General features: G+C 72.7%; 14 protein-coding genes. 9 read left to right on the top strand and 5 right to left on the bottom strand.

Annotated elements, in window-relative coordinates; translation table 11 throughout:
- Positions 1-21 precede the first annotated feature (21 nt).
- Positions 22-1,860 carry a 2-oxoglutarate dehydrogenase, E2 component, dihydrolipoamide succinyltransferase gene (sucB, locus tag AB0H83_RS33700; protein WP_360102147.1) on the top strand — a complete coding sequence of 613 codons (1,839 nt, stop codon included), beginning with the start codon at positions 22-24 and terminating at the stop codon, positions 1,858-1,860.
- Between the two features lie 90 nt (positions 1,861-1,950).
- On the top strand, positions 1,951-2,850 hold the full coding sequence (locus AB0H83_RS33705; protein ID WP_360102149.1) for a TIGR01777 family oxidoreductase: 900 nt from the start codon (positions 1,951-1,953) through the stop codon (positions 2,848-2,850).
- On the opposite strand, the gene AB0H83_RS33710 is transcribed toward AB0H83_RS33705, so the two are convergent.
- On the bottom strand, positions 2,823-4,043 hold the full coding sequence (locus tag AB0H83_RS33710; protein WP_360102151.1) for a PHB depolymerase family esterase: 1,221 nt from the start codon (positions 4,041-4,043) through the stop codon (positions 2,823-2,825). The two genes, AB0H83_RS33705 and AB0H83_RS33710, sit on opposite strands and share 28 nt — an antisense overlap.
- Before the next feature lie 120 nt (positions 4,044-4,163).
- Between AB0H83_RS33710 and lipB the strand changes: the two genes are divergently transcribed.
- Positions 4,164-4,796, top strand: coding sequence for a lipoyl(octanoyl) transferase LipB (gene lipB / locus AB0H83_RS33715; RefSeq protein ID WP_360102153.1), 633 nt, complete (start codon positions 4,164-4,166; stop codon positions 4,794-4,796).
- Here lipB and AB0H83_RS33720 read toward each other — a convergent pair.
- Positions 4,780-5,370, bottom strand: coding sequence for a hypothetical protein (locus AB0H83_RS33720; RefSeq protein ID WP_360102155.1), 591 nt, complete (start codon positions 5,368-5,370; stop codon positions 4,780-4,782). The genes lipB and AB0H83_RS33720 overlap by 17 nt on opposite strands.
- A gap of 100 nt (positions 5,371-5,470) precedes the next feature.
- Between AB0H83_RS33720 and lipA the strand changes: the two genes are divergently transcribed.
- Both lipA and AB0H83_RS33730 read left to right on the top strand, forming a co-directional pair.
- Entirely contained in the window at positions 5,471-6,406 is a 936-nt protein-coding gene (lipA, locus tag AB0H83_RS33725) for a lipoyl synthase (protein ID WP_360102157.1), read from the top strand.
- A gap of 24 nt (positions 6,407-6,430) precedes the next feature.
- On the top strand, positions 6,431-7,129 hold the full coding sequence (locus tag AB0H83_RS33730; RefSeq protein WP_360102159.1) for a DUF4191 domain-containing protein: 699 nt from the start codon (positions 6,431-6,433) through the stop codon (positions 7,127-7,129).
- Between the two features lie 9 nt (positions 7,130-7,138).
- Here the strand turns inward: AB0H83_RS33730 and AB0H83_RS33735 are convergent, their stop codons facing one another.
- On the bottom strand, positions 7,139-7,504 hold the full coding sequence (locus AB0H83_RS33735) for an RDD family protein (protein WP_360102161.1): 366 nt from the start codon (positions 7,502-7,504) through the stop codon (positions 7,139-7,141).
- Between the two features lie 180 nt (positions 7,505-7,684).
- Between AB0H83_RS33735 and glnA the strand changes: the two genes are divergently transcribed.
- Positions 7,685-9,109, top strand: coding sequence for a type I glutamate--ammonia ligase (glnA, locus tag AB0H83_RS33740; RefSeq protein WP_360102163.1), 1,425 nt, complete (start codon positions 7,685-7,687; stop codon positions 9,107-9,109).
- A gap of 170 nt (positions 9,110-9,279) precedes the next feature.
- Positions 9,280-10,260: a DUF2804 domain-containing protein gene (locus tag AB0H83_RS33745; RefSeq protein WP_360102165.1), complete on the top strand. Its 981-nt coding sequence runs from the start codon at positions 9,280-9,282 to the stop codon at positions 10,258-10,260.
- Positions 10,261-10,819: 559 nt separating this feature from the next.
- On the opposite strand, the gene AB0H83_RS33750 is transcribed toward AB0H83_RS33745, so the two are convergent.
- On the bottom strand, positions 10,820-13,714 hold the full coding sequence (locus tag AB0H83_RS33750; protein WP_360102184.1) for a bifunctional [glutamine synthetase] adenylyltransferase/[glutamine synthetase]-adenylyl-L-tyrosine phosphorylase: 2,895 nt from the start codon (positions 13,712-13,714) through the stop codon (positions 10,820-10,822).
- Positions 13,714-14,514 (bottom strand): type 1 glutamine amidotransferase, encoded by an 801-nt coding sequence (locus AB0H83_RS33755; RefSeq protein ID WP_360102167.1) that lies wholly within the window; start codon positions 14,512-14,514, stop codon positions 13,714-13,716. The genes AB0H83_RS33750 and AB0H83_RS33755 overlap by 1 nt, the downstream gene beginning before the upstream one ends.
- Positions 14,515-14,562: 48 nt before the next feature.
- Here AB0H83_RS33755 and AB0H83_RS33760 point away from each other — a divergent pair, with 48 nt between their 5' ends.
- The gene (locus tag AB0H83_RS33760) at positions 14,563-15,450 is read left to right on the top strand and encodes an LD-carboxypeptidase (protein ID WP_360102186.1); all 888 of its coding nucleotides are present in this window, start codon (positions 14,563-14,565) and stop codon (positions 15,448-15,450) included.
- A 4-nt stretch (positions 15,451-15,454) separates the two neighbouring features.
- Entirely contained in the window at positions 15,455-16,054 is a 600-nt protein-coding gene (locus tag AB0H83_RS33765; RefSeq protein ID WP_360102168.1) for a sulfite oxidase-like oxidoreductase, read from the top strand.
- The last annotated feature ends 170 nt before the right edge of the window (positions 16,055-16,224 follow it).

Raw genomic sequence — 16,224 nt, forward strand, 5'->3', positions numbered from 1 at the left:
CTGATCGAGGAGACTGTTCATATGCCGGTATCGGTCACTATGCCCCGGTTGGGCGAGAGCGTCACTGAGGGCACCGTCACCCGCTGGTTGAAGCAGGAGGGCGACCAGGTCGAGGCCGACGAGCCGTTGCTCGAGGTCTCCACCGACAAGGTCGACACGGAGATCCCGTCCCCGGCGGCCGGGGTGCTCACGCGCATCGTGGTGCAGGAGGACGAGACGGCCGAGGTCGGCGCCGAGCTGGCCGTCATCGGCGACGCCGGTGAAGCGCCCGCCGCGGCCGAGCCTGCGCCCGCCGCTGAGGAGCCCGCCGCGGCCGAGCCCGCGCCCGCCGCCGCCGCCGCCGAAGAGCCCGCCGCGGCACCGGCAGCCGAGGCGCCGGCCGCACAGGGCGCCGCGTCGGGCGACACCACGTCGCTGAAGATGCCGGCGCTGGGCGAGTCGGTGACCGAGGGCACCGTCACCCGCTGGCTCAAGCAGGTCGGCGACGCCGTCGAGGCCGACGAGCCGCTGCTGGAGGTCTCCACCGACAAGGTCGACACCGAGATCCCGTCGCCGGTCGCCGGCACGCTGCTGGAGATCAGGGTCGCCGAGGACGAGACCGTCGAGGTCGGCGCCGAGCTGGCCGTGATCGGCGCCGCCGGTGCCGCGGCGGGCGGCGCGCAACCGGCGCAGCACGCGCCGGCCGCCGAGGCGCAGCCCGTGCAGCAGGCCCAGCCCGCGCAGCAGGTCGAGCAGCCGGCACCGCCGGCTCAGCCGAAGGCGGAGGCCAAGCCCGAGCCGAAGCAGGCCGCGGCACCCGCGCAGGCCGCCGCCCCGGCGCCCGCGCAGCCGGCGCAGGCCGCTCCGGCCGCCGCCGCGCCCGTCGCCGCGGGCCCGGCCACCTCGGTCGGCGCCAACGGCAAGGTCGAGGGCGACGAGGCGGGGTACGTGACGCCGCTGGTGCGCAAGCTCGCCGCCGAGCACGGCGTCAACCTGTCGACGCTGTCCGGCACCGGCGTCGGCGGCCGCATCCGCAAGCAGGACGTCCTGGACGCCGCCGCGAAGGCCAAGCAGGCCGCCGCGGCACCCGCCCCGGCCGCGGCTCCGGCCGCGCAGGCGAAGCCCGCTGCCCCGGCGGCGAAGGCGGCGCCGAGCCCGCTGCGCGGCCAGACGCAGAAGCTGACCCGGATGCGCGCCCTGATCGCCCGCCGCATGGTCGAGTCGCTGCAGGTGTCGGCGCAGCTGACCACGGTCGTCGAGGTCGACGTCACGAAGGTGGCGAAGCTGCGGGCGAAGGCGAAGCAGCAGTTCCTGGACACGCACGGCGTGAAGCTGTCGTTCCTGCCGTTCTTCGCCCTCGCGGCGGTCGAGGCGCTGCGGGTGCACCCGTCGGTGAACTCCTCGATCGACCTGGAGGCGGGCACCGTCACCTACCACGACGCCGAGCACCTCGGCATGGCCGTCGACACCGAGAAGGGGCTCATCGTCCCGGTCATCCGCAACGCGGGCGACCTGAACCTCGGTGGCCTGGCCAAGCGGATCGCCGACGTGGCCGAGCGCACCCGCACCAACAAGCTCAACCCGGACGACATCACCGGCGGCACGTTCACGCTGACCAACACCGGTAGCCGCGGCGCGCTGTTCGACACGCCGATCATCAACCAGCCGCAGGTGGCGATCCTCGGCACCGGCGCCGTCGTCAAGCGGGCCGTGGTCGTCAACGACCCGGAGCTCGGCGAGATCATCGCGCCGCGGTCGATGGTGTACCTGGCGCTGTCGTACGACCACCGCATCGTCGACGGCGCGGACGCCGCCCGCTTCCTCACCACCGTGAAGGAGCGCCTCGAGGGCGGCAACTTCGAGGCCGACCTCGGCCTGTAGCACCGCAGCACGGGACAGGGGCGCCTCCGGGCGCCCCTTTTCGTTGCGTCGATTTGTGGTTCAAGCGCGGTGACTGGGCAAGATGACCGCATGCAGATCGTCATCGCGGGCGCGTCTGGGTTCCTCGGCGGGCGGCTCGTGCCGCACCTGCGCGCCGCCGGGCACCAGGTCACCCAGCTCGTGCGCCGGCCCGCCCGCAACCCGGGTGAGCTGCGGTGGGACCCGGCCGCCGGGCTGCTGGACGCCTCCGCCCTGGCGGGCAGCGACGCGGTGATCAACCTGGCGGGCGCCGGCGTCGGGGACCGGCGGTGGACCGAGCAGTACAAGCGGACGCTGCGGACCAGCCGGGTCGACACCACGCAGACCCTGGCGAAGGCGATCGCGGCGGCCGGCGCGGACGGGCCGCGGGTGCTGCTCAACTCCTCGGCCGTCGGGTTCTACGGCGACACCGGCGACCGGCCCGTCGACGAGTCGTCCCCCGCGGGTGAGGGGTTCCTCGCCGACCTGTGCCAGGTGTGGGAGGCCGCGACCCGGCCGGCGGAGGACGCCGGGGCGCGGGTGGTGCTGCTGCGCACCGGGCTTCCGCTGGCGAAGGACGGTGGGCTGCTCAAGCCGCTGTACCTGCAGTTCAAGCTGTTCGCCGGGGGCAGGATGGGCAGCGGCCGGCAGTATCTGCCGTGGATCTCGCTGCCGGACTGGCTCGACGCGGTCCTGTTCACCCTCGACCGGGACCTCGCCGGGCCGGTGAACCTGACCGGGCCGGAGCCGGTCACCAACGCCGAGTTCTCCGCGGCCCTGGCGAAGGTGCTGCACCGGCCCAACCTGCTGCCGGTGCCCGGGTTCGCGTTGAAGGCCGCCGTCGGCGAGTTCGGCGGCGAGGCCGTGGCCAGCCAGCGGGTCCTGCCCGGGGTCCTGGTGCGCGAGGGTTTCCCGTTCGCGCACCGGACCGTCGAGGCGGCGCTTCAGCAGGCCGTGTCGGCCAGCACGTAGTAGTTCGGGCCGGTCTGGCGCAGCCCGTGTGTGGTGAACACGTTGTAGAGGCCCATCGCCTGGTTGGAGCCGTTCGCGTACGTGTACCCGCCGCTCTGGTGCGCCCGCCCGGCGGTGACGTGCGCGTAGTTCGACGCCCGGACACACGGGCCGACGGACGGCGTCGACGACGGGGTGGACGAGGGCGTCGGCGAGACGGTCGGCGAGGCGGTGACCGTGGGGGTCGCGCCGCCGCCGTCGAGGCCCCAGTCGCGGGCCTGGTAGTACGACGAGCAGATGGTGTCCTTGTAGTACGTGCCGGCGGTGCCGCACTGCTCGGTGGCGCTGCCCGGGTCGACCGGGGTCGCGTGGGTCATGCCGGAGACCAGGTACACCTTGACCTTGTCGCCGTAGCTGGCCAGGGACGTACCGCCGGGCAGCGACGACGTGGAGGTCGGCGTCTGCGACACGCCGAGCACGTTGGTCCACTGGTCGCGCAGCTCGGTCGCGTTGGCCGGGGCGACCGTCGTGTCCGACGTGCCGTGCCAGATGGACACCCGCGGGCGGGCGCCGGTGTAGCCGCTGTACGCGGCGCGGACCAGGTCACCCCACGCCGCCGGGGTCTTGTCGACGCCGGGGTTCATGCAGCTGAAGGCGCTCGCGGTCGAGGTCGCGCAGCGGTACGGCAGGCCCGCCATGATCGCGCCGCCGGCGAAGACGTCGGGGTACGTGGCGAGCATCACCGCGGTCATGGCGGCACCGGCGGACAGCCCCGTCACGTACACGCGGCCGCGGTCGACCTGGTAGTTGGTGGCCGCGTAGTCGACCATCTGCTTCACCGACAGCGCCTCGCCGCCGCCGCGGGCGGTGTCGCCGGTCTCGAACCAGTTGAAGCAGCTGGTGCTGTTGTTGGCGGACTTCTGCTCCGGTAGGACCAGCGCGAAGCGCCACAGGTCGGCGTACTTGCGCCAGCCCGCGTTGGTGAAGTAGTCGGTCGCGTTCTGGGTGCAGCCGTGCATGGCGACGACCAGCGGCGCGTTCGCCGGCAGCCCGTCGGGGCGGTAGCTGTACATGGTGAGGTTGCCGGGGTTGGTGCCGAAGCCGGACACGGCGGTCAGCGTCGCGGCGTAGGCCGGGGTGGACACGACGGTCAGGCCGATCGCGGTGGCGACGGCGGCGATCACGGGCAGGACGTAGCGCAGGATGCGGGGCATGGCGGTGCCCTTCCTCTCGGGGGATGCCCACGCTAGGTGTGACGCGTCCCGCACCACTATGTCCGTTGTCCACACTTTCTCGGCCTGCTCGGCGTGCGGGCGCGAGGGTTAGGCTGAGGCGTGACCAGCATTCTGGGTTTTGAGGTGGTCCGCGCCGGCCTCGTCGACTACGAGACGGCCCTGGCTGAGCAGCGACGGATCCACGAGGCCGTCGTGGCCGGCACGGCACCGGACACGGTGCTGCTGCTGGAGCACCCGAGCGTCTACACCGCAGGCAAGCGCACCGAGCCCGCCGACCGGCCGTTCGACGGCACGCCCGTCATCGACGTCGACCGCGGCGGCAAGATCACCTGGCACGGGCCGGGCCAGCTGGTCGGGTATCCCATCGTGAAGCTGCCGGACCCGGTCGACGTGGTGGCCTACGTGCGCCGCATGGAGCAGCTGCTGATCGACGTGTGCGCCGAGTTCGGCCTGGCCACGGTGCGGGTCGAGGGGCGCAGCGGGGTGTGGGTCGCCGCCGACGAGCGGGGGCCGGACCGCAAGGTCGCCGCGATCGGCATCCGGGTCGCGCGGGGCGTGACGCTGCACGGCTTCGCGATCAACGCCGACTGCGACCTGTCGCGCTACAACGTCTTCGTGCCGTGCGGCATCCGCGACGCGGGCGTCACGTCCCTGTCGGAGGAGCTGGGCCGCGACGTGACCGTCGCCGAGGTCCTGCCGGTCGTGGAGCGGCACCTCACGACGCTGTACTGACCACGCTGACCACCCGGTAGGCGACGACCGGGATCAGCTCCGGGTCGACGTCGTCGAGGCGGTCGTGGCCGGCGCAGCTGAACCCCATGAGGGCCTGCAGCGCCCGGTCGCCGAGCTCGACCGGGTCCTGCGGGGCGTCGCTCTCGAAAGGCAGCCGCTCCCCCGTGTCCTCCAGGACGCCGGGGTCGGCGCAGACGCTCAGCGCGCGCATCAGTTCACCGTCGCGCCACAGGCCGAAGCTGCACCACGCCGCGTCGCCGTGCGCGGCGTGCAGCAGCGTCTGCCGGCGCCCGGTCGCCGCGTGCACGACCGGGTCGAGCTGGGAGGGCCGCTGCGGCGTCAGCGTCCAGCTGCACACCAGGTCCAGGCCGGCGTAGCAGCCGACGTACACGACGTCACGCGGCGGGTCGAGGGCGTCGGCGAGCAGCAGGTCGCCGATCTCCTCCAGCGCCGCGCCCGGGAAGAGCCGTCCGGCGAGCAGGCGGGTGGCCGGCTTGTCCAGCACGGGGCAGGCCCGCAGGACATCGATGGGATTGCCGTCGGAGGAGACCACCAACGTGTCGTTGAACGCCACGGTTGCGTGATTGCCTGGGGTGCCGATCGGGAAACCTCGCAGACGTGACGTCAATCGCGTTCCCGGCGGCTGGGCAGGCCCCGGGCGTAGGCTTTCCCGTGTGACCGCCGTTGTTCCAGAAGGCCGCCGTCTGCTGCGCATCGAAGCGCGAAACGCGGAGACGCCGATTGAGCGCAAGCCGCCGTGGATCAAGGTCTCGGCGAAGATGGGGCCTGAATACACGCACCTGCGAGGCCTCGTGCAACGCGAGGGCCTGCACACGGTGTGCCAGGAGGCCGGCTGTCCCAACATCTATGAATGCTGGGAGGACCGGGAGGCGACGTTCCTCATCGGTGGCGACCAGTGCACCCGGCGGTGCGACTTCTGCCAGATCGACACCGGCAAGCCGGCCGAGTTCGACGCCGACGAGCCGCGCCGGGTCGCGGAGTCGGTGGCGACGATGGGCCTGCGCTACGCGACGGTGACCGGCGTCGCCCGCGACGACCTGCCCGACGGCGGGGCCTGGCTCTACGCCGAGACCGTCCGGCAGATCCACGGCCTGGTCGAGGGCTGCGGCGTGGAGCTGCTCATCCCCGACTTCAACGGCGAGCCGAAGCTGCTCGGCGAGGTCTTCGAGGCCCGGCCCGAGGTGCTCGCGCACAACGTCGAGACCGTGCCGCGGATCTTCAAGCGGATCCGTCCCGCGTTCCGCTACGAGCGTTCCCTGGACGTGCTGACCCAGGCCCGCACCGCCGGCCTGGTCACCAAGTCCAACCTGATCCTCGGCATGGGCGAGGAGCGGGCCGAGGTCTCCCAGGCGCTGCGCGACCTGCACGAGGCCGGCTGCGAGCTGGTGACGATCACGCAGTACCTGCGGCCGACGCCGCGGCACCACCCGGTCGAGCGCTGGGTGAAGCCCGAGGAGTTCGTCGAGCTGGCGCAGGAGGCCGAGCAGATCGGGTTCGCCGGGGTGCTGAGCGGGCCGCTGGTGCGCTCGTCGTACCGGGCGGGCCGGCTGTACCGGCAGGCGCTGGACAACCGGGCGCTGAAGGCGTGAGCGTCTCCGATTAGACTCGGAGGCATGGCAAAGGCCCAGGAGCCGGAGAAGGTCTCCTTCTTCACTCGGCTCAAGCAGATCGGCATGGTGTTCTCGTTCACCGCCAAGCGGGACAAGCTGTTCGTCCCGCTGGTCGCGGTGGTGGTCCTCGTGCCGCTCATCGCCGTCGGCGTGGCCGTCGCTCTCGGCGTGTCCTGGGTGTGGGCGCCGATCGGCGTCCTGGCCGCGCTGCTGGGCACGGTGATCGTGCTCAACCTGCGCTCGCAGAAGGCGATGATGCGTGAGGCCGAGGGCCAGCCCGGCGCGGCGGCCTCCATCATCGAGAACATGCGCGGCGACTGGCGGGTCACGCCCGCGATCGTCTCCACGACGCAGTTCGACATGGTGCACCTGGTCATCGGCCGGCCGGGCGTGATCCTGCTCGGCGAGGGCAACCCGGCGCGGGTCCGCGGCCTGATCGGCCAGGAGCGCCGCCGCCTGGTGAAGGTCATCGGCAACGCCGACCTGCGCGACTTCGTGATCGGCAACGAGGAGGGTCAGCTGCCGCTCGCGAAGCTGCGCAACACCCTGGTCCGGCTGCCGCGCACGATCACCGGCAAGGACGTCAACTCCCTCGACAAGCGGCTCAAGGCCCTGTCGGCGCGCCCGCAGATGCCGCGCGGCGCGATGCCGAAGAACATGAAGCCGCCGAAGGGCGCGTTCAAGGCGATGCGCGGCCGCTGAGCCGCCGTCTCACGAAGCCGCCGGCGTCACGGTCACCACGATCGAGCCGGCGGCCTTGTCGTGCAGTCCCCGGCCGTCCTTGTCCATGATCAGCGCCGGTACGAACAGCAGCAGCAACACGCCGCGCAGGAGCGCCCTGGGCACCCCGAGCGGGCCTCCTGTGGCCATTGACACACAGCGGATCCGCAGCAGCCACATGCCGAGGGTCTGGCCGAAGAAGCCGAGGAACAGCCCGTACACGACCAGCAGCAGGCCCGGCGCGAGCCACGGCGTCTCGACCGGATCAGCGAACGCCCTGCTGATGAGCAGGCACAACAGCCAGTCGACGAGAATGGCGCCGAAACGCCTGGACAGCGGTGCCGCGGTAAGGTCCACGGCGGCCCAGCCTACCGGGCGGTCTTACCGCCCTGAACGGGCAGAACCCGGGCGGCGAAACACAGTGGAAACAGTCGAGACACGCCTGGGCAATCGCACAGTTCTACGGTCGCGACCAACCAGCCACCTTCACACTGAAGTGATCACCACGACTGGCATAGCCTGCGACCTGGAGGACGAGTGTTCGCCAATTCTGACGAGCTGCTGCGATACGTGAAGGACGAAGGCGTCCGCTTCGTCGACGTTCGCTTCTGTGACCTGCCGGGCGTCATGCAGCACTTCAATGTCCCCGCCGAGTCGTTCGACGAGAGCGTGTTCAGCGACGGCCTCGCCTTCGACGGCTCCTCCATCCGTGGCTTCCAGGCGATCCACGAGTCGGACATGATGCTGCTGCCGGACGTGACGTCCGCCTTCATCGACCCGTTCCGGATCGAGAAGACCCTGGCGCTCAACTTCTTCATCCACGACCCGTTCACGCGTGAGGCGTACTCCCGTGACCCGCGCAACGTGGCGAAGAAGGCCGAGGCGTACCTCAAGTCGAGCGGCATCGCCGACACCGCCTACTTCGGCCCCGAGGCGGAGTTCTACATCTTCGACTCGATCCGGCACGAGACGTCGGCCAACCAGGCCTACTACTACATCGACTCGGTCGAGGGCTGGTGGAACTCCGGCAAGGACGAGCCGGGCGGCAACCGCGGCTACAAGACCGCCTACAAGGGTGGCTACTTCCCGGTCCCGCCGGTCGACCACTACGCCGACCTCCGCGACCAGATCGTGCAGCGCCTCCTCGGCGCCGGCTTCATCGTCGAGCGCTCGCACCACGAGGTCGGCACCGCCGGCCAGGCCGAGATCAACTACAAGTTCGGCACCCTGCTGCAGGCCGGCGACCAGCTCCAGCTCTTCAAGTACATCGTGAAGAACACCGCCTGGGCCGCCGGCAAGACCGCGACCTTCATGCCGAAGCCGCTCTTCGGTGACAACGGCTCCGGCATGCACACCCACCAGTCCCTCTGGCTGGGCGGCGAGCCGCTGTTCTACGACGAGGCCGGCTACGGCGGCCTGTCCGACACGGCCCGCTGGTACATCGGTGGCCTGCTGCACCACGCGCCGTCGCTGCTGGCGTTCACCAACCCGACGGTCAACTCCTACCGCCGCCTGGTCCCCGGCTACGAGGCCCCGGTCAACCTGGTCTACTCGCAGCGCAACCGCTCCGCCTGCACCCGTATCCCGGTGACCGGCACCAACGCCAAGGCCAAGCGCGTCGAGTTCCGCGTGCCGGACCCGTCGGCGAACGTCTACCTGGCCTTCGCCTCCATGCTGATGGCCGGCCTGGACGGCATCAAGAACAAGATCGAGCCCCCGGCCCCGATCGACAAGGACCTCTACGACCTTCCGCCGGAGGAGGTCGCCAACGTCAAGCAGGTCCCCGGCTCGCTCGACGAGGTCCTCAACTCCCTCGAGGCCGACCACGGCTTCCTCCTCGAGGGCGGTGTGTTCACCCAGGACCTGGTCGACACCTGGATCTCCTACAAGCGCGCGAACGAGGTCGACCCGGTCCGCCTGCGCCCGACCCCGCACGAGTTCGCGATGTACTACGACGTGTGATCCCTCCCCCGCGCTGAACGGCGCGGAAGGCACCACGTCCTGAACGGCGGTCGCGCCCGGCTCTCACCAGCCGAGCCGGCCGCCGTTTCGCGTTCCCGGCCCGTTTCGCGTCCCTGGCCTTTGGCGCCGTGGCCGGCGGGCCGCCACCAGGCGGTCGCTACGCTCCCCTCGTGACGCACGAGAAGGAGATCGTCGAGCCGGTCGACCTGTGCCTGCCCGACGGGCGGCTCAACCCCGCGGCGGTCGGCTGGACCCGCCGGCCGCTGCACCGGGCGAACCTGCGCGGCTGGGGAAGGGCCAAGCGCTGGGAGTACTGGGGGATCGTCACGCCCACCCACATCGTCGGCCTCGTCGCGTCGTCGCTGGACTACGCCGGTGTGCACGGCGTCTACGTGCTCGACCGCGCCACGAAGGTCGAGGTCAGCAAGGACGTGGTGGTCCCCTTCGCCCGTGGCGCCGTAATGCCGCCGGTCAGCGGCGCGGGTACCGCGAGCGTGCGCGGCGCCGGCCTGTCGATCGACATCGACCAGACCCCCGAGGGCAGCACGATCCGCGCCACCGCACCCGGCGTCGAGATCGACCTTGTCGTGCCGTTGCCGCCCGGCCACGAGTCGCTCGGCGTCGTGGTCCCGTGGAGCACGCGCCGGTTCCAGTACACGGTCAAGGACGTCGGACGCCCGGTGCACGGCTCGCTGCGGGTGAACGGCACGACGCACGCCGTGGCCGGCGAGGACTCGTTCGCCGTGCTCGACCACGGCCGGGGCAAATGGCCGTACGCGATCCGGTGGAACTGGGCGGCCGGCAGCGGGCCGGGCGTGTCGGTCCAGCTCGGCGGCAAATGGACCGACGGCACCGGCTCGACCGAGAACGCGCTCTTCACCGGCGGGCGGCTGCACAAGCTCGGCGCCGAGCTGCGCTGGAGCTACGACCGCCGCGACTGGCTGCGGCCGTGGCGGATCAGCGGCGACCGGGTCGAGGTGGAGTTCCACCCGTTCCACGAGAAGGTCGCGCGTACGAACCTCGGCATCGTGGCCAACGAGACCCACCAGTGCTTCGGGCACTTCTCCGGCTGGGTCCAGGCGGACGACGGCGGACGGGTGAGCCTGGACGGCCTGGTCGGCTGGGCGGAGGAAGCGCACAACCGCTGGTAGCCGCGGCCGTCGCCCGCGCCGGTCGCCACCGGCCCACTTGTGATCTTGCCGGGTTGATCGAAGTCGCATGGTGGTCGTCCAGATGGCCAGCACGCGACTTGGATCACCACGGTGGTCCGGCCGGCCTGCGGTGGCAGCCGCGCAGGTCGGCTCCGCTGCGCGCACACGCGTGAGGCTGCCGCGCGCCGCGCAGGCAGTGCGAGGCCAGTAGAGCCGGGGTGGGAGCCCCCGGCAGCATCATTGCCCAACGTCGGATGCCGCGCCGCGGGCCGCGGCAAGTGGCCGTCGCGATCACGACCGACTTGCTTGTGATCTTGCCCGGTTGATCGAAGTCGCGTGGCGGTCGTCCAGATGGCCAGGACGCGACTTGGATCACCACGGTGGCCCGGCAGGGCAGGGCGGCGACCACCGACGATGCCGCGCGCACGCGCGTGAAGCTGCCGCGCGCCAGCGCAGGCAGTGCGAGCGCCAGCGAGCATGGGGGGCTCCGGGGTGGGAACCCCCCGGCCGGCCCGCGGCGGCAGCCGCGCCGAAGCTAGAGACTGCCAGCCGCCCGAAGCTAGTTACTGAAGATGCGTTCGACGGCCTGGCGGGCGTGGCGGGCGACGCGCAGGTACTCGTCGAGAAACTCCTGGGGTTCGACGCCGCCGAGGGTGCGGGCCACGGCGGCCAGGTCGGGGCCCTGGCGGGGCAGCTGGTCGGTGGCGCGGCCGCGGACCAGGGTGAGCAGGTTGCGGATGCGGGACGCCTGCTGCCAGGCGGCGCGCAGGCTGGCGGCGTCGGCGGTGTCGATGAGGCCCGCGGCCGTCGCCGCCTCCAGGGCGTGCAGGGTACGGGTGGTGCGCAGGCCGGGGACGGTGCGGCCGTGCAGAAGCTGCAGCAGCTGGACGGTCCACTCGACGTCGGCGAGCCCGCCGCGGCCCAGCTTGGTGTGGGTGGCGGGGTCGGCGCCGCGGGGCAGGCGTTCGCTGTCGACGCGGGCCTTGAGGCGGCGGATCTCCTGGATCTGCTCGCGGGTGAGGCCGGCGGCGGGGTAGCGGACGGTGTCGGCGAGGGCGAGGAAGCGGGCGCCGAGGTCGGTGGAGCCGGCCACGTGGCGGGCGCGCAGCAGGGCCTGCGCCTCCCAGGTCTTCGACCAGCGGGCGTAGTACTGCTGGTACGCGCCCAGGCTGCGCACCAGGGGGCCCTGCCGGCCCTCGGGGCGCAGGTCGGCGTCGACGCCGAGGGGCGGGTCGTGGGCGGGGCGGGACAGCAGGCGGCGCAGCTCCTCGGCGACGGTGAGGGCGAGGCCGCTGGCGGCGTCGTCGGCCATGCCGGGCGGGGGTTCGTAGACGAAGAGGACGTCGGCGTCGGAGGGGTAGCTGGTCTCCTCGCCGCCGAGGCGGCCCATGCCGATGACGGCGAACTCGAGGCCGGGCGCGGCGGTGACGCCGAGGGTCGCGCTGAGGGTGGCGTCGATGACGGCGGACAGGGCGACGCCGACGGAGGAGACGTCGAGGTAGCCGAGCAGGTCGGCGCAGGCGATGCGGAACAGCTCGCGGCGGCGGGAGGCGCGCACGGCGTTGATCGCGGTCTCGGGGTCGTCGTGGCGGGCCGCGGCGGCGGCGAACTGGGTGGCGAGCTGGGCGGCGGTGCGGGGCACGAGCTCGGCGTCGTCGGCGAGGAGCCGCAGCGCCTCCGGGTCGCGGACGAGGAGCTCGGTGACGTACCGGGACAGCGCGAGCAGCCGGGCCAGCCGCAGCGCGACAGGGCCGTCGTCGCGCAGCAGGCGCAGGTACCAGGGGGTGTTGCCGAGTTTCTCCGACACCTGCCGGTAGGCGAGCAGGCCCCGGTCGGGTTCGGGGGCGTCGGCGAACTCGCTGAGCAGCACGGGCAGCAGCTGCCGCTGGATCGCGGCGGTGCGGGACACGCCGCCGGTGAGGGCCTCGATGTGGCGCAGCGCCCCCGCGGGGTCGGCGAAGCCGAGCAGCTCCAGGCGGGCCTTGGCGGCGTCCGTGGTGAGCCGCAGCTGTTCGCTGGGGACCCGGGCGACGGCCTCCAGCAGCGGCCGGTACAGCAGCTTCGCGTGCAGCCGGCGGACCTCCTGCGCGTGGCGGACCCAGTCGCCGCGGAACGACTCGACGGCGTCGCGGGCGGCGTTGGGCCGGTAGCCGAGGGCGTGGGCGAGCCAGCGCAGGGCGGACGGGTCGTCGGGGACGGTGTGGGTGCGGCGCAGGCGCTGCAGCTGCAGGCGGTGTTCGACGGTGCGCAGGAAGCGGTACGCCCGCAGCAGCGCCTCACCGTCGGCGAGCCCGACGTACCCGCCCTCGATGAGGCCGCGCAGGCCGGCGATCGTGGTCGGGGTGCGCAGCGTCTCGTCGGCCCGGCCGTGGACGAGCTGCAGCAGCTGCACCGCGAACTCGATGTCGCGCAGCCCGCCCGGGCCGCGTTTGATCTCGCGGTCGATTTCGCTGCGCGGGATCTGCTCGATGATGCGCCGGCGCATCGCGCGGACCTCGTCGACGGCCTCGGGGCGTTCGGCGGCGGACCAGATGAGCGGCTGCAGCTCCTGCAGCCACCGCTCGCCGAGGGCCAGGTCACCGGCGGCCGGCCGGGCCTTCAGCAGCGCCTGGAACTCCCACGTCTTGGCCCATTTGCGGTAGTACGCGAGGTGCGAGGCGACGGTCCGCACGAGCGCCCCGCGGCTGCCCTCCGGGCGCAGTGCGGCGTCGACGGGCCAGGCGACGAAGCCGCAGATCTCCATGAGCCGGGCGGCGAGGGTGCTGCCGGCCCGCATGGCGACCTCGACGTCGACCCCGTCGGCGGGTTCGGCGACGTACACGACGTCGACGTCGCTGACGTAGTTGAGCTCCCGGCCGCCGCACTTGCCCATGGCGACCACGGCGAGGGTGCACACGGCGGCCAGGTCGGCGTACTCGGCGGACGCGATCGCCAGGGCGGCGGCCAGGGTGGCGTCGGCGAGCTCGGTGAGCCGGCGCATCGTCACGTCGACGTCGGCGGCGCCGGTGAGGTCGGCGGCGACGATGCGCAGCAGTTCCCGCCGGTACGCGCTGCGCAGCGCCGGTACGGTCGACACGTCGCGGGTCGCGTAGCCGGCGGCGCGCTTGTTCTGCTCGCCCTGCAGCTCCCGCCACTCCTGCGGGTTGGCGACGAGCAGGTCGCCGAGGGTGGCGGACACCCCGAGCACCCCGATGAGCCGGCGGCGCAGCGCCCGGTCGGTGAGGACGGCGTCGCGGACCTCCTCACCGGCGGCCTCGACGAGCCGGTGCAGCTGGCGCAGCGCCAGGTCGGGGTCGGCCGCGAAGTACAGGGTCTCCAGCAGGGTCGTGGCGTCCTCGCCGGTGGGGCGGCGGGTCTCCGGGTCCCACAGGCGCAGGCCGTCGGGGCCGGCGAGGGCCGAGGAGCGGCCGTCGTCGGTGAACCCGTAGCGGGCGAGGTGGCCGGCGGGCGTCATCACGCCGGCCCCAGCAGCGGCAGGGACCGCAGGCCGCCGTCGCCGCGCGGTACCCGGCCGAGCGCGACCGCGGCGAACCGCTCCGCGAACGGCCGCCACACCTCGGCGACGTCGGGCAGCGCCGCCTCGACGCTCTCGAGCAGCTCGATCGGGTCGATGCCGAGCTCGCCGAGGGTGCCGACGCCGTCCATCGCCCACGCGGCGAACATCTCCAGGTCGCACTCGATGTGGAACTGCAGGCCCCACGCGACCGGGCCGATCCGGAACGCCTGCACCGGGTAGTGGGTGGAGGCGGCGAGGATGGTCGCGGTGACCGGCAGCTCGACGATCTCGTCGCGGTGCCAGTGCAGCACGTCCGGGGCGAACGGCACGGCGGCGAACACCGGGTCCTGGTCGGCGACGTCGCGGCGGGCGGCGAGCCGCACCCCGATCTCGGGGCCGGCGGCGCTGCGCTCGACGGTGCCGCCGTGCGCCTGCGCGAGCAGCTGCGCGCCGAGGCACACCGCGAGGGTCGGTACCTTGTGCCGGACCGCCTTGCGCAGCAGCCCCTCCAGCTGGGGGAACCACGGTGACGCCCGCTCGCCGTCGGGGCCGGGGAACGCGTCCTGCTCGCCGCCGAGCACGACGAGAGCGGCGTAGCCGTCCAGGTCGGCGGGGAGCGGGTCGCCGGTGTGCGGGCGCACCATGGCCAGCTCGAGGCCGCCGCCGGTGAGCCAGTCGCCGAGCCGGGCCGGGCCGTCCGTCGGATCGTTCTCCACCACGAGCGCCAACCGTCCCCGCGGGAACCCTTCGATCGTCACGACCCGACAATAACGACCGTGGAAGCGTTGCAGCCCGGGGACGCCGTCATGATCGTGTCCCCGTCGGGGCCGACCCTGCCGGAGCGGGTCGAGCGCGGTATCGCGCTCCTGGCGAGCTGGGGGCTGCGGGTGCTGGTGGGGCGGCACGTGTTCGACCGCAGCGGCTACCTCGCCGGCCACGACGACGACCGGCTGCGCGACCTCAACGCCGCGTTCGCGGACCCTGAGGTCCGGGCCGTCGTGTGTACGAGGGGAGGCTACGGCGCCCAGCGCATCGTCGACGGGCTGCGGCCGGGCGTGCCGAAGCACCTGGTCGGGTTCTCGGACATCACCGCGCTGCAGCTGGCGGTGTGGCGGCACGGGCGGTGGCCGAGCGTGCACGGGCCCGGTGCGGCCTGGTTCGACGACCGGTTGCCGGCGACGTCGGCGGCGTCGCTGCGCGCGGCGTTGTTCACGTCCGGCCCGCTGCGGTCGTACCGCAGCGACACCGAGGAGACAGGCGCGGTGCAGGTGCCGGGCCCGCCGGTGCGCGGCGTGCTGCTCGGCGGGAACCTGTCGATGCTGGCCAGCACCGTCGGCACCGCCGACATGCCCGACCTCACCGGCGCGATCCTGCTGCTGGAGGACGTGGCGGAGGCGCCGTACCGGGTCGACCGGATGCTGACGCACCTGCGGCGGGCGGGCGCCCTGCGCGGCGTGGCGGGGGTCGCGGTCGGCCAGTTCACCGACTGCGCCGGCGGCGGGGCCACGACCGTCGCCGACGTGCTGCGGGAGCACCTCGGCGCGCTGGGGGTGCCGGTGCTCGGCGGGCTGCGGATCGGGCACGGCGTCGGGCAGGAGACCGTGGTTCTCGGCGCCGTGGCGACCCTGGACACCGGGGTGGGGTGCCTCACCAGCCGCGAGGCGGTGAACGGTAACAGCGCTGCGGCAGGATGATGACATGACTTTCGTGACCACCGGCTTCGGCGGGCGGCGGCGCCGCGAAGAGCCCGACCTGCCGCCGGGGCAGTACCTCGCGCACGACTTCCCGGTCCTGTCCGCCGGGCCGACCCCGCGGCTGAGCACCGACCGGTGGGAGTTCGTCATCACCACCGAGACCGGCGAGCAGACGAAATGGACGTGGGCGGAGTTCACCGCCCTGCCGCACGAGGACGTGACCGTCGACATCCACTGCGTCACCAAATGGTCGAAGCTGCAGACCGGCTGGCGGGGCGTGGCGATCGACACGCTCATGGAGGACGTCGAGTCGGCCGCGGACTTCGTGATGGCACACTCCTACGACGGGTACACCACCAACCTCCCTCTGGAGGACCTCCTGGACGGCAAGGCGTGGGTGGCGTACCGCTACGACGACGAGCCGCTCACCCCGGAGCACGGCGGCCCGGCCCGGCTGCTGGTCCCGCACCTGTACTTCTGGAAGTCCGCGAAGTGGGTGCACGGCCTGCGGCTGATGCTCGAGGACGAGCCGGGCTTCTGGGAGGCCGCCGGCTATCACGACTACGGAGACCCATGGCGCGAGCAGCGGTACCAGGGCGACTGAACGGTCCCGGAGCGAAGCGGAGGGGCCGTGCAGCATGAGCACAGCCGGGAGCTCAGGCGTCCGGAGCGCAGCGGAGGGCGACTGAACGGTCCCGGAGCGAAGCGGAGGGGCCGTGCAGCATGAGCACAGCCGGGAGCTCAGGCGTCCGGAGCGCAGCGGAGGGCGACTGA

The organism is Dactylosporangium sp. NPDC050688 (assembly GCF_040654515.1).
GTDB lineage: Bacteria > Actinomycetota > Actinomycetes > Mycobacteriales > Micromonosporaceae > Dactylosporangium.

Coding starts and splice junctions, on each gene's coding strand:
- AB0H83_RS33705 (WP_360102149.1), top strand. CDS start 1,951: ATGCAGATCGTCATCGCGGGCGCGTCTGGGTTCCTCGGCGGGCGGCTC.
- AB0H83_RS33710 (WP_360102151.1), bottom strand. CDS start 4,043: ATGCCCCGCATCCTGCGCTACGTCCTGCCCGTGATCGCCGCCGTCGCC.
- sucB (WP_360102147.1), top strand. CDS start 22: ATGCCGGTATCGGTCACTATGCCCCGGTTGGGCGAGAGCGTCACTGAG.
- AB0H83_RS33750 (WP_360102184.1), bottom strand. CDS start 13,714: ATGACGCCCGCCGGCCACCTCGCCCGCTACGGGTTCACCGACGACGGC.
- AB0H83_RS33760 (WP_360102186.1), top strand. CDS start 14,563: ATGATCGTGTCCCCGTCGGGGCCGACCCTGCCGGAGCGGGTCGAGCGC.
- AB0H83_RS33765 (WP_360102168.1), top strand. CDS start 15,455: ATGACTTTCGTGACCACCGGCTTCGGCGGGCGGCGGCGCCGCGAAGAG.
- AB0H83_RS33730 (WP_360102159.1), top strand. CDS start 6,431: ATGGCAAAGGCCCAGGAGCCGGAGAAGGTCTCCTTCTTCACTCGGCTC.